Here is a 16,924-nt window from a genome sequence, read left to right as displayed (position 1 = left end):
GGCGGGACTTAGGCTCGATCGAGCCGAGGGCAACGCCGGCACGGACCGGCGAGACAGGGCAATCGACCGCAGCCGATGATTTCAGAGACGTCCGACACCAGCGAATCCGGCCTCACCCGCTTCGAAAGCGGATTGCCGGAGCTCGATCAAATTCTCGGTGGCGGTCTCGTCACCGGCGGCTCCTACATCATCCAGGGCGCCCCCGGCACCGGCAAGACGATCCTGGCCAATCAGATCTGCTTCGCCCGGGCGGCGAACGGCCAGAAGTCGCTCTACATGACGCTCCTGTCCGAGAGCTTCTCGCAGATGTTCGCCTTTCTGCAGTCGCTCGACTTCTTCGACATCTCGAAGGTGCCGGACTACATCTACTACGCCAGCGCCTATGCCACCCTGCGGCAGGAGGGTCTCGATGCTCTGCTGCACCTGATCGTACAGGAGATCAGGAAGCGTCGGCCGAGCGTGCTCGTGTTCGAAGGCATCTTCGCCATCGGCGAGCTCTCCGGGGCGGGCGGCGGCGAGACCGAGCTTCGGCGCTTTCTCAACGAACTGGCCGCGCTGGCCGCTCAGCACGGCATGACGATCGTGCTGGTGACCAACTCCGATCGTCGCCCCTCTTCGCCCGAATATGCCGTGGTGGACGGCTGGGTCGAACTCGTCGACGACGCAGCCTCCCACCATCCGAGCCGCCATCTCCTGGTTCACAAGCAGCGGGGCGGTCCAATCCTGCGGGGGCGCCACGAATATCGGATCTCCGATGCCGGCCTCGAAGTCTATCCGCGGATGGAAAGTCTGCCGCGCCCGCGGGACCTGAACGAAGCCTCGACGCGGCGCCTCGGCAGCGGCATTCCGGGGCTCGACCGGATGACGGGCGGCGGCATTCCCGAGCATTCCGCCACCGCGGTGATGGGGCCGGCCGGAAGCGGCAAGACCACGGTCGGGCTGCATTTCGCCGCCTCTGCGACGCCGGAAGCGCCCAGCCTGTTCTTCGGCTTTTACGAGAAGCCCGCCCGGCTTTTGCGGAAGGCAGCCGGCATCGGGCTCGACCTCGAAGCGCAGGTCGAGAGCGGAGCGGCGAAGATGGTCTGGTTCCCGCCGGCTGAGACCCTGATCGACGAAATCGGCCGGACGGCGATCCGCGAAGTCGAGACGACGGGAGCCAAGCGAGTGGTCTTCGACGGGCTCGTTGCAGCCTGCCGACCCATGGCCGACGAGACCCGACTTCGCTTCTTCCTGCGGGCTCTCAACGACCGTCTGCTCGCCCTCGGCGCGACGGTCGTCTACACCTACGAGGTACCGCAACTGTTCTTCCCTGAGGTGCTGGGCTCCGGCCAGTTCTCGGGCCTCGTCGACAATACGCTGCTCCTGCATTATCTGCTCGACGGACCGGTCGTCCGGCGGCGGGCGACGCTCCTCAAGCTCAGAGACGGCGATTTCGACCATCGGGGCTGTGCCTACCGCATCACGAGGAACGGTCTCGTGCTGGAGCCGATCGAGAACGACGAGGTCCATCCGACCACGGATGCCGTGCCCGCAAGGCCGGCCCGCACCGAAGGGACCGGATGATGGCGCGCATTCTCGTCGTCGAGGACGAGGCGATGCTGTTGATGCTCGCTTCGATCGCACTCGAAGATCACGGTTACGAGGTGCTCTCGGCGGCCAACGGCCGAAAGGGACTGGAACTCGCCCGCTGCGAGCAACTCGACGCCATCGTGACGGATTTCATGATGCCCGAGATGGACGGGATCGCCATGCTCTCGGCGCTGCGGGAGGAAGGCCACACGGTGCCGGCGATCGTCACGACCGCCATCCCGCGCAACCAGCTGCCCCGCGACGGCGAAGGCCTCTTCGAGCTCTACATGGCCAAGCCCTACAACGAGGATCTTCTCGCCGAGTCGATCCGCACGATGCTGGGGCTCGCGGCCCCGGACGCGCCCCCGGCCAAGCCGTCCCTCTGACGGCCCGGCGCATCCGCCCCTGACGACATTTCCCGCAAACCGGCTATAAAGGCCACCAGGGAGATGTCGGATCGGGGAGGACGAGATGACGAGCCGCTATCGGGAAGTCCACGAGGCGTGGCGCGAAGACCCGTTCGGGTTCTGGCTGGAAGCGAGCAGGGAAATCGACTGGACGCGGCCGCCTCAGACGGCCTTCGATGCCGAGGCGGGGGTCTACGGCCGCTGGTTTCCCGACGGCGAGCTCAACACCTGCCACAACGCCGTCGACCGGCATGTCGCGAGCGGCAACGGCGAGCGCGCCGCGATCATCTACGATTCGCCCGTCACCGGAACGAAACGCCGCATCGGCTATGCCGAGCTCTTGCGCGAGGTGCAGGCCCTCGCCCTGACGCTGACCGATCTCGGCGTCGCCAAAGGCGACCGCGTCATCGTCTACATGCCGATGATTCCCGAGGCGGTCGTCGCGATGCTCGCCTGCGCGCGGATCGGCGCGATCCATTCCGTCGTCTTCGGCGGCTTCGCCGCCAAGGAGCTGGCGGCGCGCATCGACGATGCGGCGCCGAAGCTCGTTCTCTCGGCAAGCTGCGGCATCGAGCCCGCCCGCACCGTCGAATACAAGCCGCTGCTCGACCGGGCGATCGAGCTGTCCGCCCACAAGCCGGAGGCCGTCGTCGTCAAGCAGCGGCCGCAACTGACGGCCACGCTGATCGAGGGCCGCGATCACGACTGGGACGAGGCCCGCGCCGCCGCGGTCGCACGGCTCGAAGGGGGCGCGGAGAGCCCCTGCGTCCCGGTCAAGGCGACCGATCCGCTCTACGTCATCTACACCTCCGGCTCCACCGGCAAGCCGAAGGGCGTCGTGCGCGACAATGGCGGCCATGCCGTCTCGCTCGCCTGGTCGCTGAAGAACATCTTCGACACGGACGCGGGCGACACCTTCTTCTGCGCTTCCGACGTCGGCTGGGTGGTCGGCCACTGCTACATCGTCTACGCCCCGTTGATCCGCGGCGCGACGTCGATCCTGTTCGAGGGCAAGCCGATCGGCACGCCGGACGCCGGCACCTATTGGCGCATCGTCGCCGAGCACGGCGCCAGGATCCTGTTCACCGCACCGACGGCGATCCGGGCGATCCGCAAGGAGGACCCCGGCGGCGAGATGCCGAAGCGCCACGACCTGTCGGAGTTCAAGGCACTGTTCCTCGCCGGCGAGCGCGCCGATCCTGAGACCATCCTGTGGGCCGAGAACGCCCTCGATCGCCCGGTGATCGACCATTGGTGGCAGACCGAGTCCGGCTGGCCGATGGTCGCCAACCCGCTCGGCCTCGGGCTTCTGCCGGTCAAGCGCGGCAGCCCGACGGTGCCGATGCCCGGCTTCGACGTCGAGGTGCTGGACCCATTCGGACGCCCCGTCGCGAAGAACGAGATGGGCGCCATCGCCCTGAAGCTGCCGCTTCCGCCGGGCGCCCTGCCGACCCTGTGGAACGCCGACGAGCGCTTTCGCCAGAGCTATCTGACGGAATTTCCCGGCTATTACTCGACGTCCGACGCAGGCTTCCTCGACGACGAGGGCTATCTCTACGTGATGGGGCGCACCGACGACGTCATCAACGTCGCCGGCCACCGTCTGTCGACCGGCGAGATGGAGGAGGCCGTCGGCAGTCACCCGGCCGTCGCCGAATGCGCCGTCATCGGCATGCACGACGAATTGAAGGGCGAGATCCCCTGCGGCTTCGTCGTCCTGAAGAAGGGCGCAGAGATGGAGCGATCGGCGATCGAAAGGGAGCTGATCACCATCGTCCGCGATCAGATCGGCCCCGTCGCCGCCTTCCGCCGGGTGCTCGTCGTCGACCGGCTGCCGAAGACGCGCTCCGGCAAGATCCTCAGGCGGACCATCAAGGCGATCGTCGACGACAAGCCCTTCGAGACCCCCGCGACCATCGAGGACCCGGCGGCGATCGACGAAATCAGGGCGATCGTTGCGAACGGGGCGCGATAGCCGCAAGCCTGTGGAGAGGCTCCGTCGCTTTTGCTAGAATGGCGCGAGCGGTGACGTTGCCGCTCCGTCATTCGAGGAAGCCAGAGAGCCGGTCATGTCTCCCACCATCAACGATCCGGCCGTCGAGGCACTTGCCGAAGAAGTCCGCCGGGCGACGAATGCCGAAAGCGCGACGGAGGCCATCAAGCTGGCGCTCAGGCATGAACTCGAACGCCTCCAGCGCCAGCGCTCTTTCGAGGAGCGGAACGCCGAGGTCATGGCAATGGCCGACGCTCTGGGCGAGACCGATCCGCAATTCGATTTGAAGTCGTTCAGCGACGCGATGTGGGCCGGGCGCTGATGCTTGTCGATGCCTCGGCCATCGTCGCACTTTTGGCGCGGGAGGCCGGGGCGGACGAGGTCCGGCGGAGACTGAGCGCAGCAACCTCGACTCTCTACGTCTGCTCGATCACGATCTTCGAAGCAACGCTTGCGCTCGCCCGCGCCAAGAGTCCCGTTGGACGATACTACCAGCCCAGACCCGAACAGGCAGAAATCCATCGGGCACTGCGCGTCGTTCTGGCTTTCCTGAAAGCCAACGACATCCGCGAAAAGGCGGTGGATGCTGCAATCGTCACCGCAGCGGTCGAGGCTGCCGCAATCTACGGCAAAGCCGTGGGGCATGCTGCCGATCTCAATTTTGGTGACTGCCTGGTCTACGCATCGGCCAAGGCGCTCGACGTTCCGCTGCTTTACATCGGCAACGACTTCGCCAAGACCGATCTGGCGTGACGACCGCCGCCATCGACCTTCGAGAGATTGAGGGACGGCAGACCCTCAATCCGTTCGAATTTGCCCTTCCACGCTGATCCTACCATCCCCGCCGAGCCTGATCACCACGATCTCGCCCGATGCGGGGTAGACGCCGGTGAGCGCCGTGACGTTGACCTGGTGGCTGACCAGCGCCGCCTTCTTTCCCGCCGCGTCGAGTTCGGCGAGCCGCCGCTTCAGCGCCTCGGTCTGCGCCTCGCGCTCGCCCCTGCCGGCGAAGAACGAATTCAGCGCCGGTTCGTCCTCGACCGCTGGCAACCCCAGCCGCTCCGCCGTATCACGCGCCCGGCACCACTGGCTGGTGAGGACGACGTCGATCGTCACACCGTTGTCCTTCAGCTTCCGACCGATGCGCTCCGCCTGCTCGCGCCCGGCCTCCGACAGGTTGCGCTGGGTCGAACAGTCGCCGAGGGTAAAGTTCTTCGGGTCGCCGGTGCCCGGCGCGACGGCGTGGCGCATCAGGAGATGGGTGCCCTCGGCGCGGGCGGCGTCCCAGGCGTCCTGTGCCGCCGCGGGTGCGGCCACGACGGCCGCAACGACCGCCGCCGCAATCCTCCCCGTCCGACGCTTTGTCATCGAAGTCCTCCGTCCCGTGCCATCCGGCGCCGCCGCATGGTGCAACTTGCGCAGGGCGCCGCGATGGCCAACCACCCGCCGACAACGATCGCGTGAAAGCGCGCGTGATCGCCCCTCTTCTTCGCGTCGTCACGCCGCTCGAGACCGGTTCCGCTTGCGATCTTTTCACGCTAGAAGCCCGACGATCCTTCTTCGACGCCTTCGGAGCGCCCCATGAGCCAATCCCCCGACAGCGACACCGGCGAGACCAGAGCCCGGGTGCTCGCCGAAGCGCTGCCCTTCATGCAGGCCTACGAGAACAAGACCGTCGTCGTGAAATATGGCGGCCACGCCATGGGCGACACCGAACTCGGCCAGGCCTTCGCCCGCGACATCGCGCTGTTGAAGCAGTCCGGCGTCAATCCGATCGTCGTCCATGGCGGCGGCCCGCAGATCGGCAAGATGCTCGCCCAGATGGGCATCGAGTCGCGCTTCGAGGGGGGCCTGCGCGTCACCGACGAGGAGACGGTGAAGATCGTCGAGATGGTTCTCGCCGGCTCGATCAACAAGGAAATCGTCCGCCTGATCAATGCCGAAGGCGAATGGGCGATCGGCCTCTGCGGCAAGGACGGCAACATGGTCTTCGCCGAGAAGGCCAACAAGACCGTCGTCGACCCGGACTCGAACATCGAGCGGGTGCTAGATCTCGGCTTCGTCGGCGAGCCCGTCGAGGTCGACCGCACGCTGCTCGACCTCCTCGCCCGTTCGGAGATGATCCCGGTCATCGCCCCCGTCGCCCCCGGCCGCGACGGCGCCACCTACAACATCAACGCCGATACCTTCGCCGGCGCCATCGCCGGCGCGCTGGAGGCCTCGCGCCTCCTCTTCCTCACCGACGTTCCCGGCGTCCTCGACAAGTCGGGCGAGTTGATCAAGGAACTGTCGGTCTCCGAAGCCAAGAACCTCATCCGCAACGGCACCATCTCCGGCGGGATGATCCCCAAGGTCGAGACCTGCATCGAGGCGATCGAGCGCGGCGTCGAGGGCGTCGTCATCCTCAACGGCAAGACCCGGCACTCGGTGCTGCTCGAGCTTCTGACCGAGCACGGGGCGGGGACGCTGATCGTGCGGTGAGGCGGCGGCCCCTCACCCCGCCGGCAACGCCCTCTCCACCAGCCGCACCCAGTAGCTCGTGCCGAAGGTCAGCGCGTCGTCGGCGAAGTCATACGTCGCCGTATGCAACCCCGAAGAATCGCCGTTGCCGATGAAGACGTAGGCGCCGGGCTTTTCCTCCAGCATGTAGGAGAAGTCCTCGCCGGCGAGCAGCGGCGCGGCGGCGGGGTCGACGTTGGCGGGGCCGACGACGTCCATCGCCACCTCGGCGCAGAAATCGCTCTCGGCGGCGTCGTTGACGGTGACCGGATAGTTGCGGTCCCAGTCGATCACGGCTTCGAGGTCGTGCGCGGCGGCGATGCCGGCGGCGATCTCGCGGATGCGTCGCTCGGCGAGGTCGCGCGTGTCGGTGCCGAGCGCCCGGACCGTGCCGGAGACCTCGGCGGTATCGGGAATGACGTTGTGGGCGTAGCCGCCGTGGAACTGCGTCACCGAGACCACGAGCGATTTCAGGGGATCGGTGTTGCGCGAAACGATCGCCTGCAGCGCCTGGACCAGCACGGCGCCGGCGAGAATCGGATCGGCCGAGCGGTGCGGCATCGCCGCATGGCTGCCGCGGCCCTTCAGCGTGATGGCGAATTCGTCGGTCGAGGCCATGATGGCGCCATGGCGCATGCCGAATTTGCCGACGGGCATGCCGGGCAGATTGTGCATGCCATAGACCTTCTCGACGGGGAACCGTGCGAACAGCCCGTCGTCGATCATCGCCTTGCCGCCGGCGCCGCCCTCCTCCGCCGGCTGGAAGATCAGCGCCACGGTGCCGGAAAAGCCCCGGGTCTCCGAGAGGCTCTTGGCCGCGCCGAGCAGCATCGCCATGTGGCCGTCATGGCCGCAGGCATGCATCGCGCCCGGACGCCTCGAGGCGTGGGGAACGCCCGTCTCCTCGACGATCGGCAGCGCGTCCATGTCGGCGCGAAGGCCGATCATCCGTCCGCCGGGACCGTCGCGGCCATGGATGAGGCCGACGACGCCCGTCCGTCCGATGCCGGTGACGACGTCGTCGCAGCCGAACTCCTCGAGGCGCGCGGCGACGAAGGCGGCCGTGTCGCCGACCTCGTAGAGCAGTTCCGGCTCGGCATGCAGCATCCGGCGCCATGCTTCGATCTCTGGCCTTAGGGCGGCGATTCGGTTACTGACGGGCATGATCCGTTTCCGTTCGAGGCAGGGTCCGGCGAAGGACGTCACTTTGCAGGCGTTTCGTGTGCGTGGCGGACGGACCGCCGAAGGGTGGTCCATGCCCCTGATAACACGCACGGCACGGACCGCGATCGCCGGCATGGCGCTTCCATGCGGTCTTTCGCAGTGCGACACGCAGGCCACGGCCTGTCAACCGACACCGCGTCGGCTAAGTTGCTTCGACGAGGACGAGTACAGGAGAAATGCGTGGTGAGTCTGCCCCTCTTGCAGCGTCTGTTCTGCGGCGCGGCCCTTGCCCTTTCGCTCGTATGCATGGGTGCTCCGGCCTCTGCCAGGCAGCCGGCGGCCATCGCCGTGCCGACGCCCAAGCCTTCCGCCGAAAAGGCCGCAACGAGCGAGGCGGCGCCCGAGACCGCGCCTGCGGCCAATACCGCACCGGCCCCGGCGGACGCGGCTAAGGCCGAGACGCCTGCGGCGCCGACCGAGGCGGACGCCGATGCCGAGGCCGCCGAGACGCCCGTGCCGGCCGCCGAGGCGAAACCCGCCGCAGAGCCGATGTCGAGCATCGTCGTCGACGTCGCGACGGGCAAGGTTCTGTCACAACAAAGCGCCACCGAGCGCCGCTATCCGGCCTCGACCACCAAGCTGATGACCGCCTATCTCGCCCTCGGAGCGCTGCGCGACGGCAAGGTCCAGCTCGATTCACCGGTCGTCGTCACCCGTCTGGCCGCGAACCAGGCGCCGAGCAAGATGGGCTATCCCGCCGGTTCGGTCATCCGCCTCGACAATGCCTTGAAGATGATGCTGGTGAAATCGGCGAACGACATCGCCATGGCGATCGGCCAGAGCCTCGCCGACGGCTCGGAGGAAGGCTTCGTCGAAATGATGAATGCCGAAGCCGCAAGGCTCGGCATGAAGGACACGCGCTACATCAACCCGAACGGCCTTCCCGGCGACGGGCAGCATTCGAGCGCCAAGGACCTCGCCATCCTCGCCGTCCGGATCCGCCGGGAATTCCCGGCCTTTTCCGGCTATTTCGACATCGAGGCGATCAGCAACGGCAAGTCGCTGATGAAGAACGGCAACAAGCTGCTCGGCCGGTTCGCGGGAGCGGACGGCATGAAGACCGGCTATATCTGCGCGTCCGGCTTCAACCTCGTCTCCTCGGCGACGCGGGACGGGCGCACGCTCGTCGCCGTCGTCCTCGGCGCCAACGGCACGATCGAGCGCGAGCGTCTTTCGGCGGCGATCCTTCAGGCCGGCTTCGAGACCGATCCCGCCACCAAAGAGGTGACGGTCGAGGATCTGCCGGCCTCGCCCGGCGCACCGCTCGACGTCTCGGACTACATCTGCTCGCAGGCCGGCCGCACGGCGCGCGCCAACGAGCGCGTCGAGGAGAACGACCGGGAGGAAATGTTCGGCTCGCCCTATCTGACCGAGATGAAGCGGCCGCCGGTGACGGTGAAGGTCGGGCTCGGCGGCGCCAGCGGCAACGACCGCGTCGATCCCGGCGTGTCGATCATCGCCAATTACGGCATCCCGATCCCGACGCCCCGCCCGACGCCGCCCGCGGTCGAAAGCGTCAGCGCCGAGACGCCGGAGGAGGCCTCTTCGGCCGAGGAGACGGTGCCTGCCGCCGATGGGGGGACGAAGGCCGCGCCTTCCCAGGCTCCGGCCGTGCCGACGGCGGACGCACCGGCGGAAAAACCCTCGGCCGTCAACTCCTACAGCGGCAGCGAGAGCCATTTGCGGTTCCCGCTCGGCGTGCGCAGCCCGATGGCAAAGCGCGGCCCGCGTCTCGACACCGAAAGCCGCCTCGACCTCCGGCCCGCCGCCTTCGGATCGAGCGGATCGCAGCCCGAACATGCGACGAACTGAGGCGGGGCGATGATCCCGTCCGGTCCGGCGTCCCGCTCCCCCGTCAAGCTCACACTTCTCACCGGCTTCCTCGGGGCGGGCAAGACGACCCTCCTCAACCGCCTGATCGGCGATGCGGCGCTGGCCAATGCCGCCGTCGTCGTCAACGAATTCGGCGAGGCGGCGATCGATCCGCTGCTGATCGAGGCGGTGTCGAGCAACGGCGTGATCTCGCTGTCGAACGGCTGCCTCTGCTGCACGGTGCGCGGCGAACTCGTCGATACGCTCGTCGATCTCGCCGAGGGAACCGGGACGGTTCCCGAGCGCGCGCCGCCGGAACGGGTCGTCGTCGAGACCACGGGCCTTGCCGATCCGGCGCCGATCCTCTCCGCGCTGATGTCCCATCCGGTGCTGTCGCAGGTCTATGCGCTGGACGGCGTCGTCACGGTCGTCGACGGCGAAAACGGCGCCCGGACGCTCGCCGAGCATGAGGACAGCCGGCGGCAGGTGGCCGTCGCCGACCGTATCGTCCTGACCAAGTCGGATCTTGCCTCCCCCGATGGCCTTACGGGGACGCGACGCGCCGTCGGGCGGCTGAATCCGCGTGCGCCCATCGTCGATGCGGCGACGATCGAAGGCGCCACGGGCATTCTCGTCGGCTGCGGGCTCTCGGACGCCTTGTCGAGGGGCGAAGGCATCTCCGCATGGCTCGGGGCGGCCGCCGACGCACATGGCGCCGCCTCGCCAGCCGGCCGGCAAAGCGGCGAGGACGATCCGAACCGATCCGAGCCGCACGCCGGGCATCACCATGCCCTCCACCGCGACCACGCCCATGGGCACGACCGTCCGCACGATCACCAGCATCGCCGTGACGGCATCCGATCGTTTTCGCTCGAGACCGACCGCCCGGTTGCCTTCGACGCCATTGCAGGCTTCCTGCAGATTCTCGCCGAGACCGCCGGCAAGCGCATTCTCAGGATGAAGGGCATCGTGCTCCTCGCCGAAAATCCCGGTCGCCCCCTGGTCCTCCACGGCGTCCAGGGGTTCATGCACCCGCCGGCGCAGTTGCCGGCGTGGCCGGGGCCGCCGATCACGCGCATCGTCCTGATCGGCCAGGGCCTCGACGAGCGCTATGCGCGCGACCTGTTCTCGGCCTTCACCGGCGGCATCGCACCCGATGCCGCGGACCGCACGGCGATCGAGGACAATCCCCTCGCCATCCCCGGCGTCGGCTTCGGCCGCTGAAAGGCCGCCTGCCGACCTTTCGACGACATCGATGTCAGCCTTCGCCGGCAGCGACGATCTCGAACCGCGTCGCCGCGCCGAGGCTGCGGCTTTCGACCAGCCGATGACCGTCCTCGCGGCAGAGATTGGCGATGTCGAGGGCCGCAAGCGGGTCGTCGGCGAGGACGCGCAGACGATCGCCGCGGCGCAGCATCTTCAGGCGCTTTTGCGTGTGGAGCACCGGCAGCGGGCATCGCAGCCCCCTGAGATCCAGTTCCAACGGCGTCTCCGCCATGTCGGCCGTTACGCTTTTCCCCATCTCGTCCACTGTGACGCTCGCCCCTCGCTTCCTATCTCTGCCGCTTGGGTCCGACCGTATCGGACCCGTTGCTTTCGCCGGAGAGTCCCGACCATGCCGCACGCATCCTCTGTCGACCCCCAGACGATCGTCGACTTCTGGCGCGAGGCCGGCCCGGGCCGATGGTTCGGGAAGGACGAGGCCTTCGACGAGACGATCCGGCAGCGCTACGGCGACCTCTACGAAATGGCGGCGCGCGGCGAGCTCGACCATTGGGCCGAAAACGCCAATGGCGCCCTCGCCCTGATCATCCTTCTCGATCAGTTTCCGCGCAACATGTTTCGTGGCAGTCCGCTGGCCTTCGCGACGGACGGCAAGGCGCTGGCGATCGCCCGGACCGCGCTGGAGCGCGGCGATCACGAAGTCGTGGCGGAGGACGTCAACCAGTTTCTGGCGATGCCTCTGATGCATTCCGAGGCCCATGCCGATCAGGAGGAGTGCGTCGCCTGGATGGAACGGATCGGCGACGAGGACAATGCCCGCGCCGCGGAGGAGCACCGCGACATCATTGTCCGATTCGGCCGTTTTCCGCATCGAAACGCCGTTCTCGGCCGCGAGCCGAGCGAAGCCGAAAAGGCCTATCTCGCCGAGGGCGGGTTTGCCGGTTGACCGGACTTTCCTGCACTCCGGCACTTCCGGGACGGGCCACCCGACCTCGTCGACGCGAGACTGCCTTGCGCCCGGGCGGGCGCAACGGGACATCCTTCATCGACACTTCGACGAATTGTTAAAATCTCTTTGCGAAACTGACGGCTCGTGACACCGACGACGGCGTCCCAACGAGCGTGTTTGCGAAGATGCCGAGCATGGAGAGCACCCCCATCGGGTTCGACGACCTGCCTTCCGAGCCATCTCGGGGCACCGCTTCCGGCCTCGAGGCGGGGCAGACGGATCCGCGCGCGCCTCGCTCGAAGGAGCAGCGGGGCGAACGTGCGTTGCCTGCGGAGATCGACGTCGCGGTCGCCCGAAGCGGCGGCGCGCGGCGATTCACGATCTATCGTCCGGAGCAGGCCTTCGGGCTGATCGAGGAACTGCAGCATCTGTCGCGCCGCTCGATCGAGCCGAACGTCTTTTTCGATCCGCGATTCTTCGTGCCGGCCATGCCCCGGCTCGACGATCGCAACGTCCGCCTGATGGTGCTTCGCGACGAAGGACCGGCGCGCAGCCGGCTGCGTCTCCTGATGCCCTACACCGTCGAGCGGACCTCGCCGCTGCGGGGCGTCTGGACGATCCGGGCCTGGGTGCATCCCTTCGGCCGGCTCGGCACCCTGCCGCTCGACGGCGACGATCCGGAGGAGACGCTGCTCGGCTTCTTCGAAATGCTCTCCGATCCCGCCACGGGCCTGCCGGGCGTGCTCGTCCTGCCGGAAACCCGCAGCGACGGGCGGTTCGCCGAGGCTCTTCGAAACGCCGCCCGGACGGCGGGTCTTCCGCTGACGACGGTCGATGCCTACGAGCGCGCGGGCCTGGTGAAGCGTGAGGCGGCCGACTATCTGTCGTCGTCGGTTTCGCCCCGCCGCCGGCGCGAATTGCAGCGTCAGCGCCGCCTCCTCGAGACGCATGGCCCGATCAGCCTGCGCGTATCGCGCGACGCACCATGCGTCAGAGCCGCGCTCGAGGAGTTTCTCTCGCTCGAAGCCAGCGGCTGGAAGGGCAAGGCGCGAAGCGCGATGGTGCTCGACCGCTATCGCGCAGCCTTCGCGCGGGAGTCCGTCAATGAGATCGCCGCCGACGGGCGGGCCCGGATCTATACGCTGCTCGCCGGGACGCGGCCGGTGGCGAGCCTCGTCGTCCTGATCCAGGCGGGCCAGGCCTTTGCCTGGAAAATGGCCTATGACGAGACCTTCGCCAAGGCTTCGCCGGGCCAGCAACTGATCGACGAGACGACCCGCGCCCTGGTCGCCGATCCGGCCATCAAGGCCGCCGATTCCTGCGCGATGCCCGACAATCTGGTGATGAACCGCTTCTGGCCGGAGCGCCTGCCGATCGCCACCCACGTCGTCGGCCTTCGTCCCGGCAGCGAAAAGGCGGTGGAAGCGGCCGTGAAGGGGATCGCCCGCGGCAGCCGCTCGCGGAACCTCGCCAGGATCGCCCGCGAATGGCTGGGGGACACGCTGTCGCGGCGATGATGCCGGTGGGCCGAGACTGCCCCTTCGGCCGGGTGACCGGTCTGCCGATCTTCGAAGCCGCGCGGGGCGGCCCCAGCCTTGCAATCGACCCGCACGACCGGTAACCCGCCTCCATGGCAACGATCTTCTGCATCAACGGACCGAACCTCAACCTTCTCGGCAAGCGTCAGCCCGAGGTCTACGGCCGCGAAACGCTCGCCGACGTCGAGGCGCGGCTGCAGCGGATTGCGGGCGAAGTCGGCCACGAGCTGCGGTGCCACCAGTCCAACCGGGAATACGAGATCATCGACTGGATCCACGAGGCCCGCGAGACGGCAGGGGCGATCCTGATCAACCCCGGCGCCTTCAGCCACACCTCGATCGCGATCCTCGACGCGCTCAACGCCTATGACGGCCTCGTCTTCGAGGTCCACATCTCGAACATCCACAGGCGCGAGGAATTCCGCCATCATTCCTTCGTCTCGGGGCGGGCAGAGGGCGTGATCGCCGGTTTCGGCACGAAGGGCTATGATTTCGCGCTGCTGCGCGCGGCCGAGATCATCGCGGCGAACGCCAGAAGCTGAGCCGTCGTCTTCGCTGCCCTGAAGCGGCTTCGGCTTGCCGGGCCGGCAAACCGCAGGGCCTCAGCCCGGCTTTCCGGCCTCGACCGGGCGGCCGAAACTGCGGGCCAGGAAGGCCTCCAGCCATCGGAGGATCGGCGCGTCGTAGATGCCGCGGCCATCGAAATGGGCGCGGCGCCCCTGGGCGCCCGGCAGGCGCAGTCGCTCATGTCCGCGGGTCGTCCAGCGATGCATCATCGCGAGCGTCAGTTCGGCGTGGAACTGCACGCCAAAAGCTGCCGGCCCGTACTGGAACGCCTGGTTGGGATACCAGTCGCCTTCGGCGAGCAGCCTGGCGCCGCGCGGCAGATCGAAGCCTTCCCGGTGCCACTGATAGACCATCTCCGGCCAGTGCCGCAGGACCTGACGGCCGTGCGGCGTGACGCGCAGCGGATAGTAGCCGACCTCGGCGAACCCCTCCGGATGGGAAGCGACGCCGGCACCGAGATGCTTCGCCAGCATCTGGGCCCCGAGGCAGATGCCGAGGAACGGTCGCTCCTCCGCGAGGGGCACCTTCATCCATTCGAGCTCGGCCTTGATGTAGTCGTGCGCATCGTTGGCGCTCGGCGGCCCGCCGAAGACGATGGCGCCGCGATGGTCGTCGAGACTTTCCGGCAGCGCGTCGCCGAGCACCGGCCGGCGGATGTCGAGCGCGACGCCATGACGCTGCAGAACCTGGCCGACGCGGCCCGGAGTCGAGGTTTCCTGATGCAGCACGATCAGCACCGGCCGGGCGTCGGCCGCATCGAGGACGTAGTCCGGTTGACCCAAATTCGGGCTCGGCGCCGAATCATTGGCCGACGAATTCTGATGAAATGCCATGGCTCTGTGCTGCAACCCGGTCGTTGCGTCGGAAGGAGACGGTTTCAGCGTCCTTCGGGCTGGCGCGCGAAGAACTCCACGACAAGGTAAGCAAGCCGCATGCCGTTGTCATGCTCCCCGCAGTGCCTCCGCGCGCCGGGCCTATCCGCCCCGGCGGCCGGCGGCCTCGCGCTTCATCAGCATGCGCTCGCGGGTCGACACGCCGAGCAGTTCGGAGATCCGCCAGATGAGGTTGTCCTCGAGCTCGTGCACCTCGCCGTCGGCATAGGTGACTTCCCACAAGAGTTCGACGAAGCGGATGCGGTGGTCTTCGCCCAGCTCGCGCTTGAGGACCGAGGTGAACTGGTAGAGGTCGACGGACTGCTGGTCGGCCCGCTTGCCCTCCCCCGCCAGGCGCTCGGCCTCCGCGACCGAAAGGCCGAACTCCTCGCCGAGGACGCCGATCAGACGCCGGCGCTCATCGTCGGTGACGATGCCGTCGGCCTCGATGATGTGGAAGAGCAGCGCCGCGCTCGCCACGCGAACCTGATGCTCGCGACCGTCTTCGCCGCTCTCCTCGCCGGCGGCAACGGAGCGGAAGAACTCTTTGATCTGCTCGAACATGCGTCCTCGTCGTCGTGGCCAGCCCGCACGGGCGTTTTCGAAGCGGTCCGCTCGGCCGCGACGCTCCTGCAGTCCGGCGGATCAGCCGAACCGCGCTTCCTTGCGCTCAGGGCTGCTGGGACCGAATTCCGCTTTGGGCGTCGGAGCAGGCTTGCCGATCTCGGCTTTCTTCGGCGATGCCGCAGTGCTACCGTTCACCGGCGCGTCTGCCGGTTTGGTCGCGGACGGTTCCAGTCGCGACCCCGCCGGCCGGGCCGTATCGGACTGTCGGCTTTCTGCGACGGGCTCGGCGGTCGCACCGCCTTCACCCTTGCCCGGATGCGAGGCCGCTTTCGTCCCGGATGGTTCCCCCGTCGAACCCGAAACCACCCTGGTCTCGTCGAGGACGTGCGCCTGCGCCGCAATCACCCGATGCGGCGGCGATTTCCACTCGAACGCATCGAGATGCCCGGTGACCGGGGACAGCGGGGCCCAGTGCTCGGAGACGACGCCGTCCGCCGTCCAGGCCGGATCGCGCGGCGCGCGGATCGCCTTGGCCATCCATTCGCGAACCCGCCCGACCTCGCCGGTGTCCTCTTCCTCGATGTCGGCGAGGAGGAGATAGATGCTCTCGCGCGGCTCGATCTCCGCCGCTTCGAGCGCCGACTTGCGAGCGAGTTTCAGATCGCGGGCGTCGAGCGCCGCACGGGCGAGGCAGATCGCCGATTCGACGTGGCCCGGACGAAGGCTGGCCAGATGGCGCGCCCGCTTCAGCCGGTCCTCGACGGAATCGCCGGCCCGTGCCGAGACATAGGCATCGGCGACCTCCGGATGCGGGCCGTAGGTCCAGCTCTTTTCCAGCACCTTAACGGCCTTGCGCAGATCGCCGAGACGAATGCAGGCCTGCGCCGCGACGAGCGCGGCGGGAACCAGTTCCGGCGCGAGATTATGGGCTTCGAGGGCCGCCGCCTTGGCCGTCTTCGGGTCCGCCTCGGCACGTTCCATCGCCTTGGCGGTCAGAAGCACGGCGCGGCGACGCTTGGATTCGTCGCGATCGATCAGCCGGGTGTTCTTCTGGGCTTCGAGAACGTGCATCGCGCCGTCCCAGTCCCCGGCAAGCGACTTGCCTTCGAGCACCGCGCCGCCGGCCCAGGGAACGTGCGGTGCCAGGCGGGCCGCCCGTTCGGCATAGAAACGGGCGGCATCCTCGTCGCCGACCCGCTCCGCCTCGAGATAGAGGCCGCGCATGGCGAGGAGACGCGTCTCGGGATCGCCCTCCATGCTCTGGAACACCGAGCGGGCGTGGGCATGGTCGCCCTCGATCATCGCCGTCTGGGCATCGAGGAAGCGGATCAGCGGCTCCCTGCGCCTGTCGAGCAGCTTCTGGCTGCGCTTGGTCATCCGCCGCGCCTCGATCGCGTCGCCGGCGCCGGCGGCGATGATGCCGTTCGACAACGCCGCGTAGCCCTTGTCGCGGCGCCGAGCCGCGAAGTAGCTGTTGATCGTGTGGGGCGTCCGGAAGAAGGCGGAAATCAGCCAGACGACGAGCATGACCGCCGCGATGACGACGACGAGTGCGAGCAGGAAGACCATCAGGCTGGTCTGGACGGTCTGTCCCTGCCAGTCGAAGGTGACCGAGCCCGGGTTGTCCGCCAGCCAGCCGAAGCCCAGGGAGAGCGCCAGAATGACGAGGAGGAAGGCGAGGATTCGCAGCATTGAGTCTTTCC

General features: G+C 67.9%; 17 protein-coding genes. 11 read left to right on the top strand and 6 right to left on the bottom strand.

The annotated features are described in order from the left end of the window. The first annotated feature begins 75 nt into the window (after positions 1-75). The 5 genes from LZD57_RS08285 (at position 76) to LZD57_RS08265 (ending at position 4,722) form a co-directional block, all read left to right on the top strand. On the top strand, positions 76-1,563 hold the full coding sequence (locus LZD57_RS08285) for an ATPase domain-containing protein (protein ID WP_233719142.1): 1,488 nt from the start codon (positions 76-78) through the stop codon (positions 1,561-1,563). After that, positions 1,563-1,955 (top strand): response regulator transcription factor, encoded by a 393-nt coding sequence (locus LZD57_RS08280; protein WP_233719141.1) that lies wholly within the window; start codon positions 1,563-1,565, stop codon positions 1,953-1,955. Before LZD57_RS08285 ends, LZD57_RS08280 begins: the two co-directional genes overlap by 1 nt. An 85-nt stretch (positions 1,956-2,040) precedes the next feature. Next, positions 2,041-3,951, top strand: a complete 1,911-nt coding sequence (locus LZD57_RS08275) for a propionyl-CoA synthetase (RefSeq protein ID WP_233719140.1) — start codon at positions 2,041-2,043, stop codon at positions 3,949-3,951. Positions 3,952-4,045: 94 nt separating this feature from the next. Then, entirely contained in the window at positions 4,046-4,291 is a 246-nt protein-coding gene (locus tag LZD57_RS08270; RefSeq protein ID WP_233719139.1) for a type II toxin-antitoxin system VapB family antitoxin, read from the top strand. Continuing rightward, complete coding sequence (locus tag LZD57_RS08265) at positions 4,291-4,722, top strand: type II toxin-antitoxin system VapC family toxin (protein WP_233719138.1); 432 nt, start codon at positions 4,291-4,293, stop codon at positions 4,720-4,722. The genes LZD57_RS08270 and LZD57_RS08265 overlap by 1 nt, the downstream gene beginning before the upstream one ends. Positions 4,723-4,767: 45 nt before the next feature. Here the strand turns inward: LZD57_RS08265 and LZD57_RS08260 are convergent, their stop codons facing one another. Continuing rightward, entirely contained in the window at positions 4,768-5,337 is a 570-nt protein-coding gene (locus tag LZD57_RS08260) for a histidine phosphatase family protein (protein WP_233719137.1), read from the bottom strand. A 213-nt stretch (positions 5,338-5,550) separates the two neighbouring features. Here LZD57_RS08260 and argB point away from each other — a divergent pair, with 213 nt between their 5' ends. Further along, on the top strand, positions 5,551-6,450 hold the full coding sequence (argB, locus tag LZD57_RS08255) for an acetylglutamate kinase (RefSeq protein ID WP_233719136.1): 900 nt from the start codon (positions 5,551-5,553) through the stop codon (positions 6,448-6,450). Positions 6,451-6,462: 12 nt separating this feature from the next. On the opposite strand, the gene LZD57_RS08250 is transcribed toward argB, so the two are convergent. Further along, positions 6,463-7,632 (bottom strand): M20 aminoacylase family protein, encoded by a 1,170-nt coding sequence (locus LZD57_RS08250; protein WP_233719135.1) that lies wholly within the window; start codon positions 7,630-7,632, stop codon positions 6,463-6,465. 240 nt (positions 7,633-7,872) lie between these two features. On the opposite strand from LZD57_RS08250, the gene LZD57_RS08245 reads away from it, so the two are divergent. Then, positions 7,873-9,504: a D-alanyl-D-alanine carboxypeptidase family protein gene (locus LZD57_RS08245; protein ID WP_233719134.1), complete on the top strand. Its 1,632-nt coding sequence runs from the start codon at positions 7,873-7,875 to the stop codon at positions 9,502-9,504. A gap of 9 nt (positions 9,505-9,513) precedes the next feature. Then, the gene (locus tag LZD57_RS08240; RefSeq protein WP_233719133.1) at positions 9,514-10,728 is read left to right on the top strand and encodes a CobW family GTP-binding protein; all 1,215 of its coding nucleotides are present in this window, start codon (positions 9,514-9,516) and stop codon (positions 10,726-10,728) included. Positions 10,729-10,762: 34 nt separating this feature from the next. On the opposite strand, the gene LZD57_RS08235 is transcribed toward LZD57_RS08240, so the two are convergent. After that, on the bottom strand, positions 10,763-11,026 hold the full coding sequence (locus LZD57_RS08235) for a sulfurtransferase TusA family protein (RefSeq protein WP_420844774.1): 264 nt from the start codon (positions 11,024-11,026) through the stop codon (positions 10,763-10,765). A gap of 93 nt (positions 11,027-11,119) precedes the next feature. On the opposite strand from LZD57_RS08235, the gene LZD57_RS08230 reads away from it, so the two are divergent. From LZD57_RS08230 to aroQ, 3 genes are all read left to right on the top strand, one after another. After that, positions 11,120-11,674, top strand: coding sequence for a DUF924 family protein (locus LZD57_RS08230; protein ID WP_233719132.1), 555 nt, complete (start codon positions 11,120-11,122; stop codon positions 11,672-11,674). 197 nt (positions 11,675-11,871) lie between these two features. Beyond that, positions 11,872-13,194 (top strand): GNAT family N-acetyltransferase, encoded by a 1,323-nt coding sequence (locus LZD57_RS08225; RefSeq protein WP_233719131.1) that lies wholly within the window; start codon positions 11,872-11,874, stop codon positions 13,192-13,194. Positions 13,195-13,307: 113 nt separating this feature from the next. Next, entirely contained in the window at positions 13,308-13,757 is a 450-nt protein-coding gene (aroQ, locus tag LZD57_RS08220; RefSeq protein ID WP_233719130.1) for a type II 3-dehydroquinate dehydratase, read from the top strand. Between the two features lie 60 nt (positions 13,758-13,817). Here the strand turns inward: aroQ and LZD57_RS08215 are convergent, their stop codons facing one another. The 3 genes from LZD57_RS08215 to LZD57_RS08205 form a co-directional block, all read right to left on the bottom strand. Next, positions 13,818-14,564: a glutamine amidotransferase gene (locus LZD57_RS08215; protein ID WP_233719129.1), complete on the bottom strand. Its 747-nt coding sequence runs from the start codon at positions 14,562-14,564 to the stop codon at positions 13,818-13,820. A 192-nt stretch (positions 14,565-14,756) separates the two neighbouring features. Continuing rightward, the gene (locus LZD57_RS08210; protein WP_233719128.1) at positions 14,757-15,218 is read right to left on the bottom strand and encodes a tellurite resistance TerB family protein; all 462 of its coding nucleotides are present in this window, start codon (positions 15,216-15,218) and stop codon (positions 14,757-14,759) included. 81 nt (positions 15,219-15,299) lie between these two features. Next, positions 15,300-16,913: a heme biosynthesis protein HemY gene (locus LZD57_RS08205; RefSeq protein WP_233719127.1), complete on the bottom strand. Its 1,614-nt coding sequence runs from the start codon at positions 16,911-16,913 to the stop codon at positions 15,300-15,302. Positions 16,914-16,924: the final 11 nt, after the last annotated feature.

It is taken from the genome of Jiella avicenniae, assembly GCF_021390325.1.
Lineage (GTDB): Bacteria > Pseudomonadota > Alphaproteobacteria > Rhizobiales > Rhizobiaceae > Jiella > Jiella avicenniae.
The sequence above is the reverse complement of the archived record's forward strand: the minus strand, read 5'-3'. Positions and strand labels throughout refer to the sequence as shown.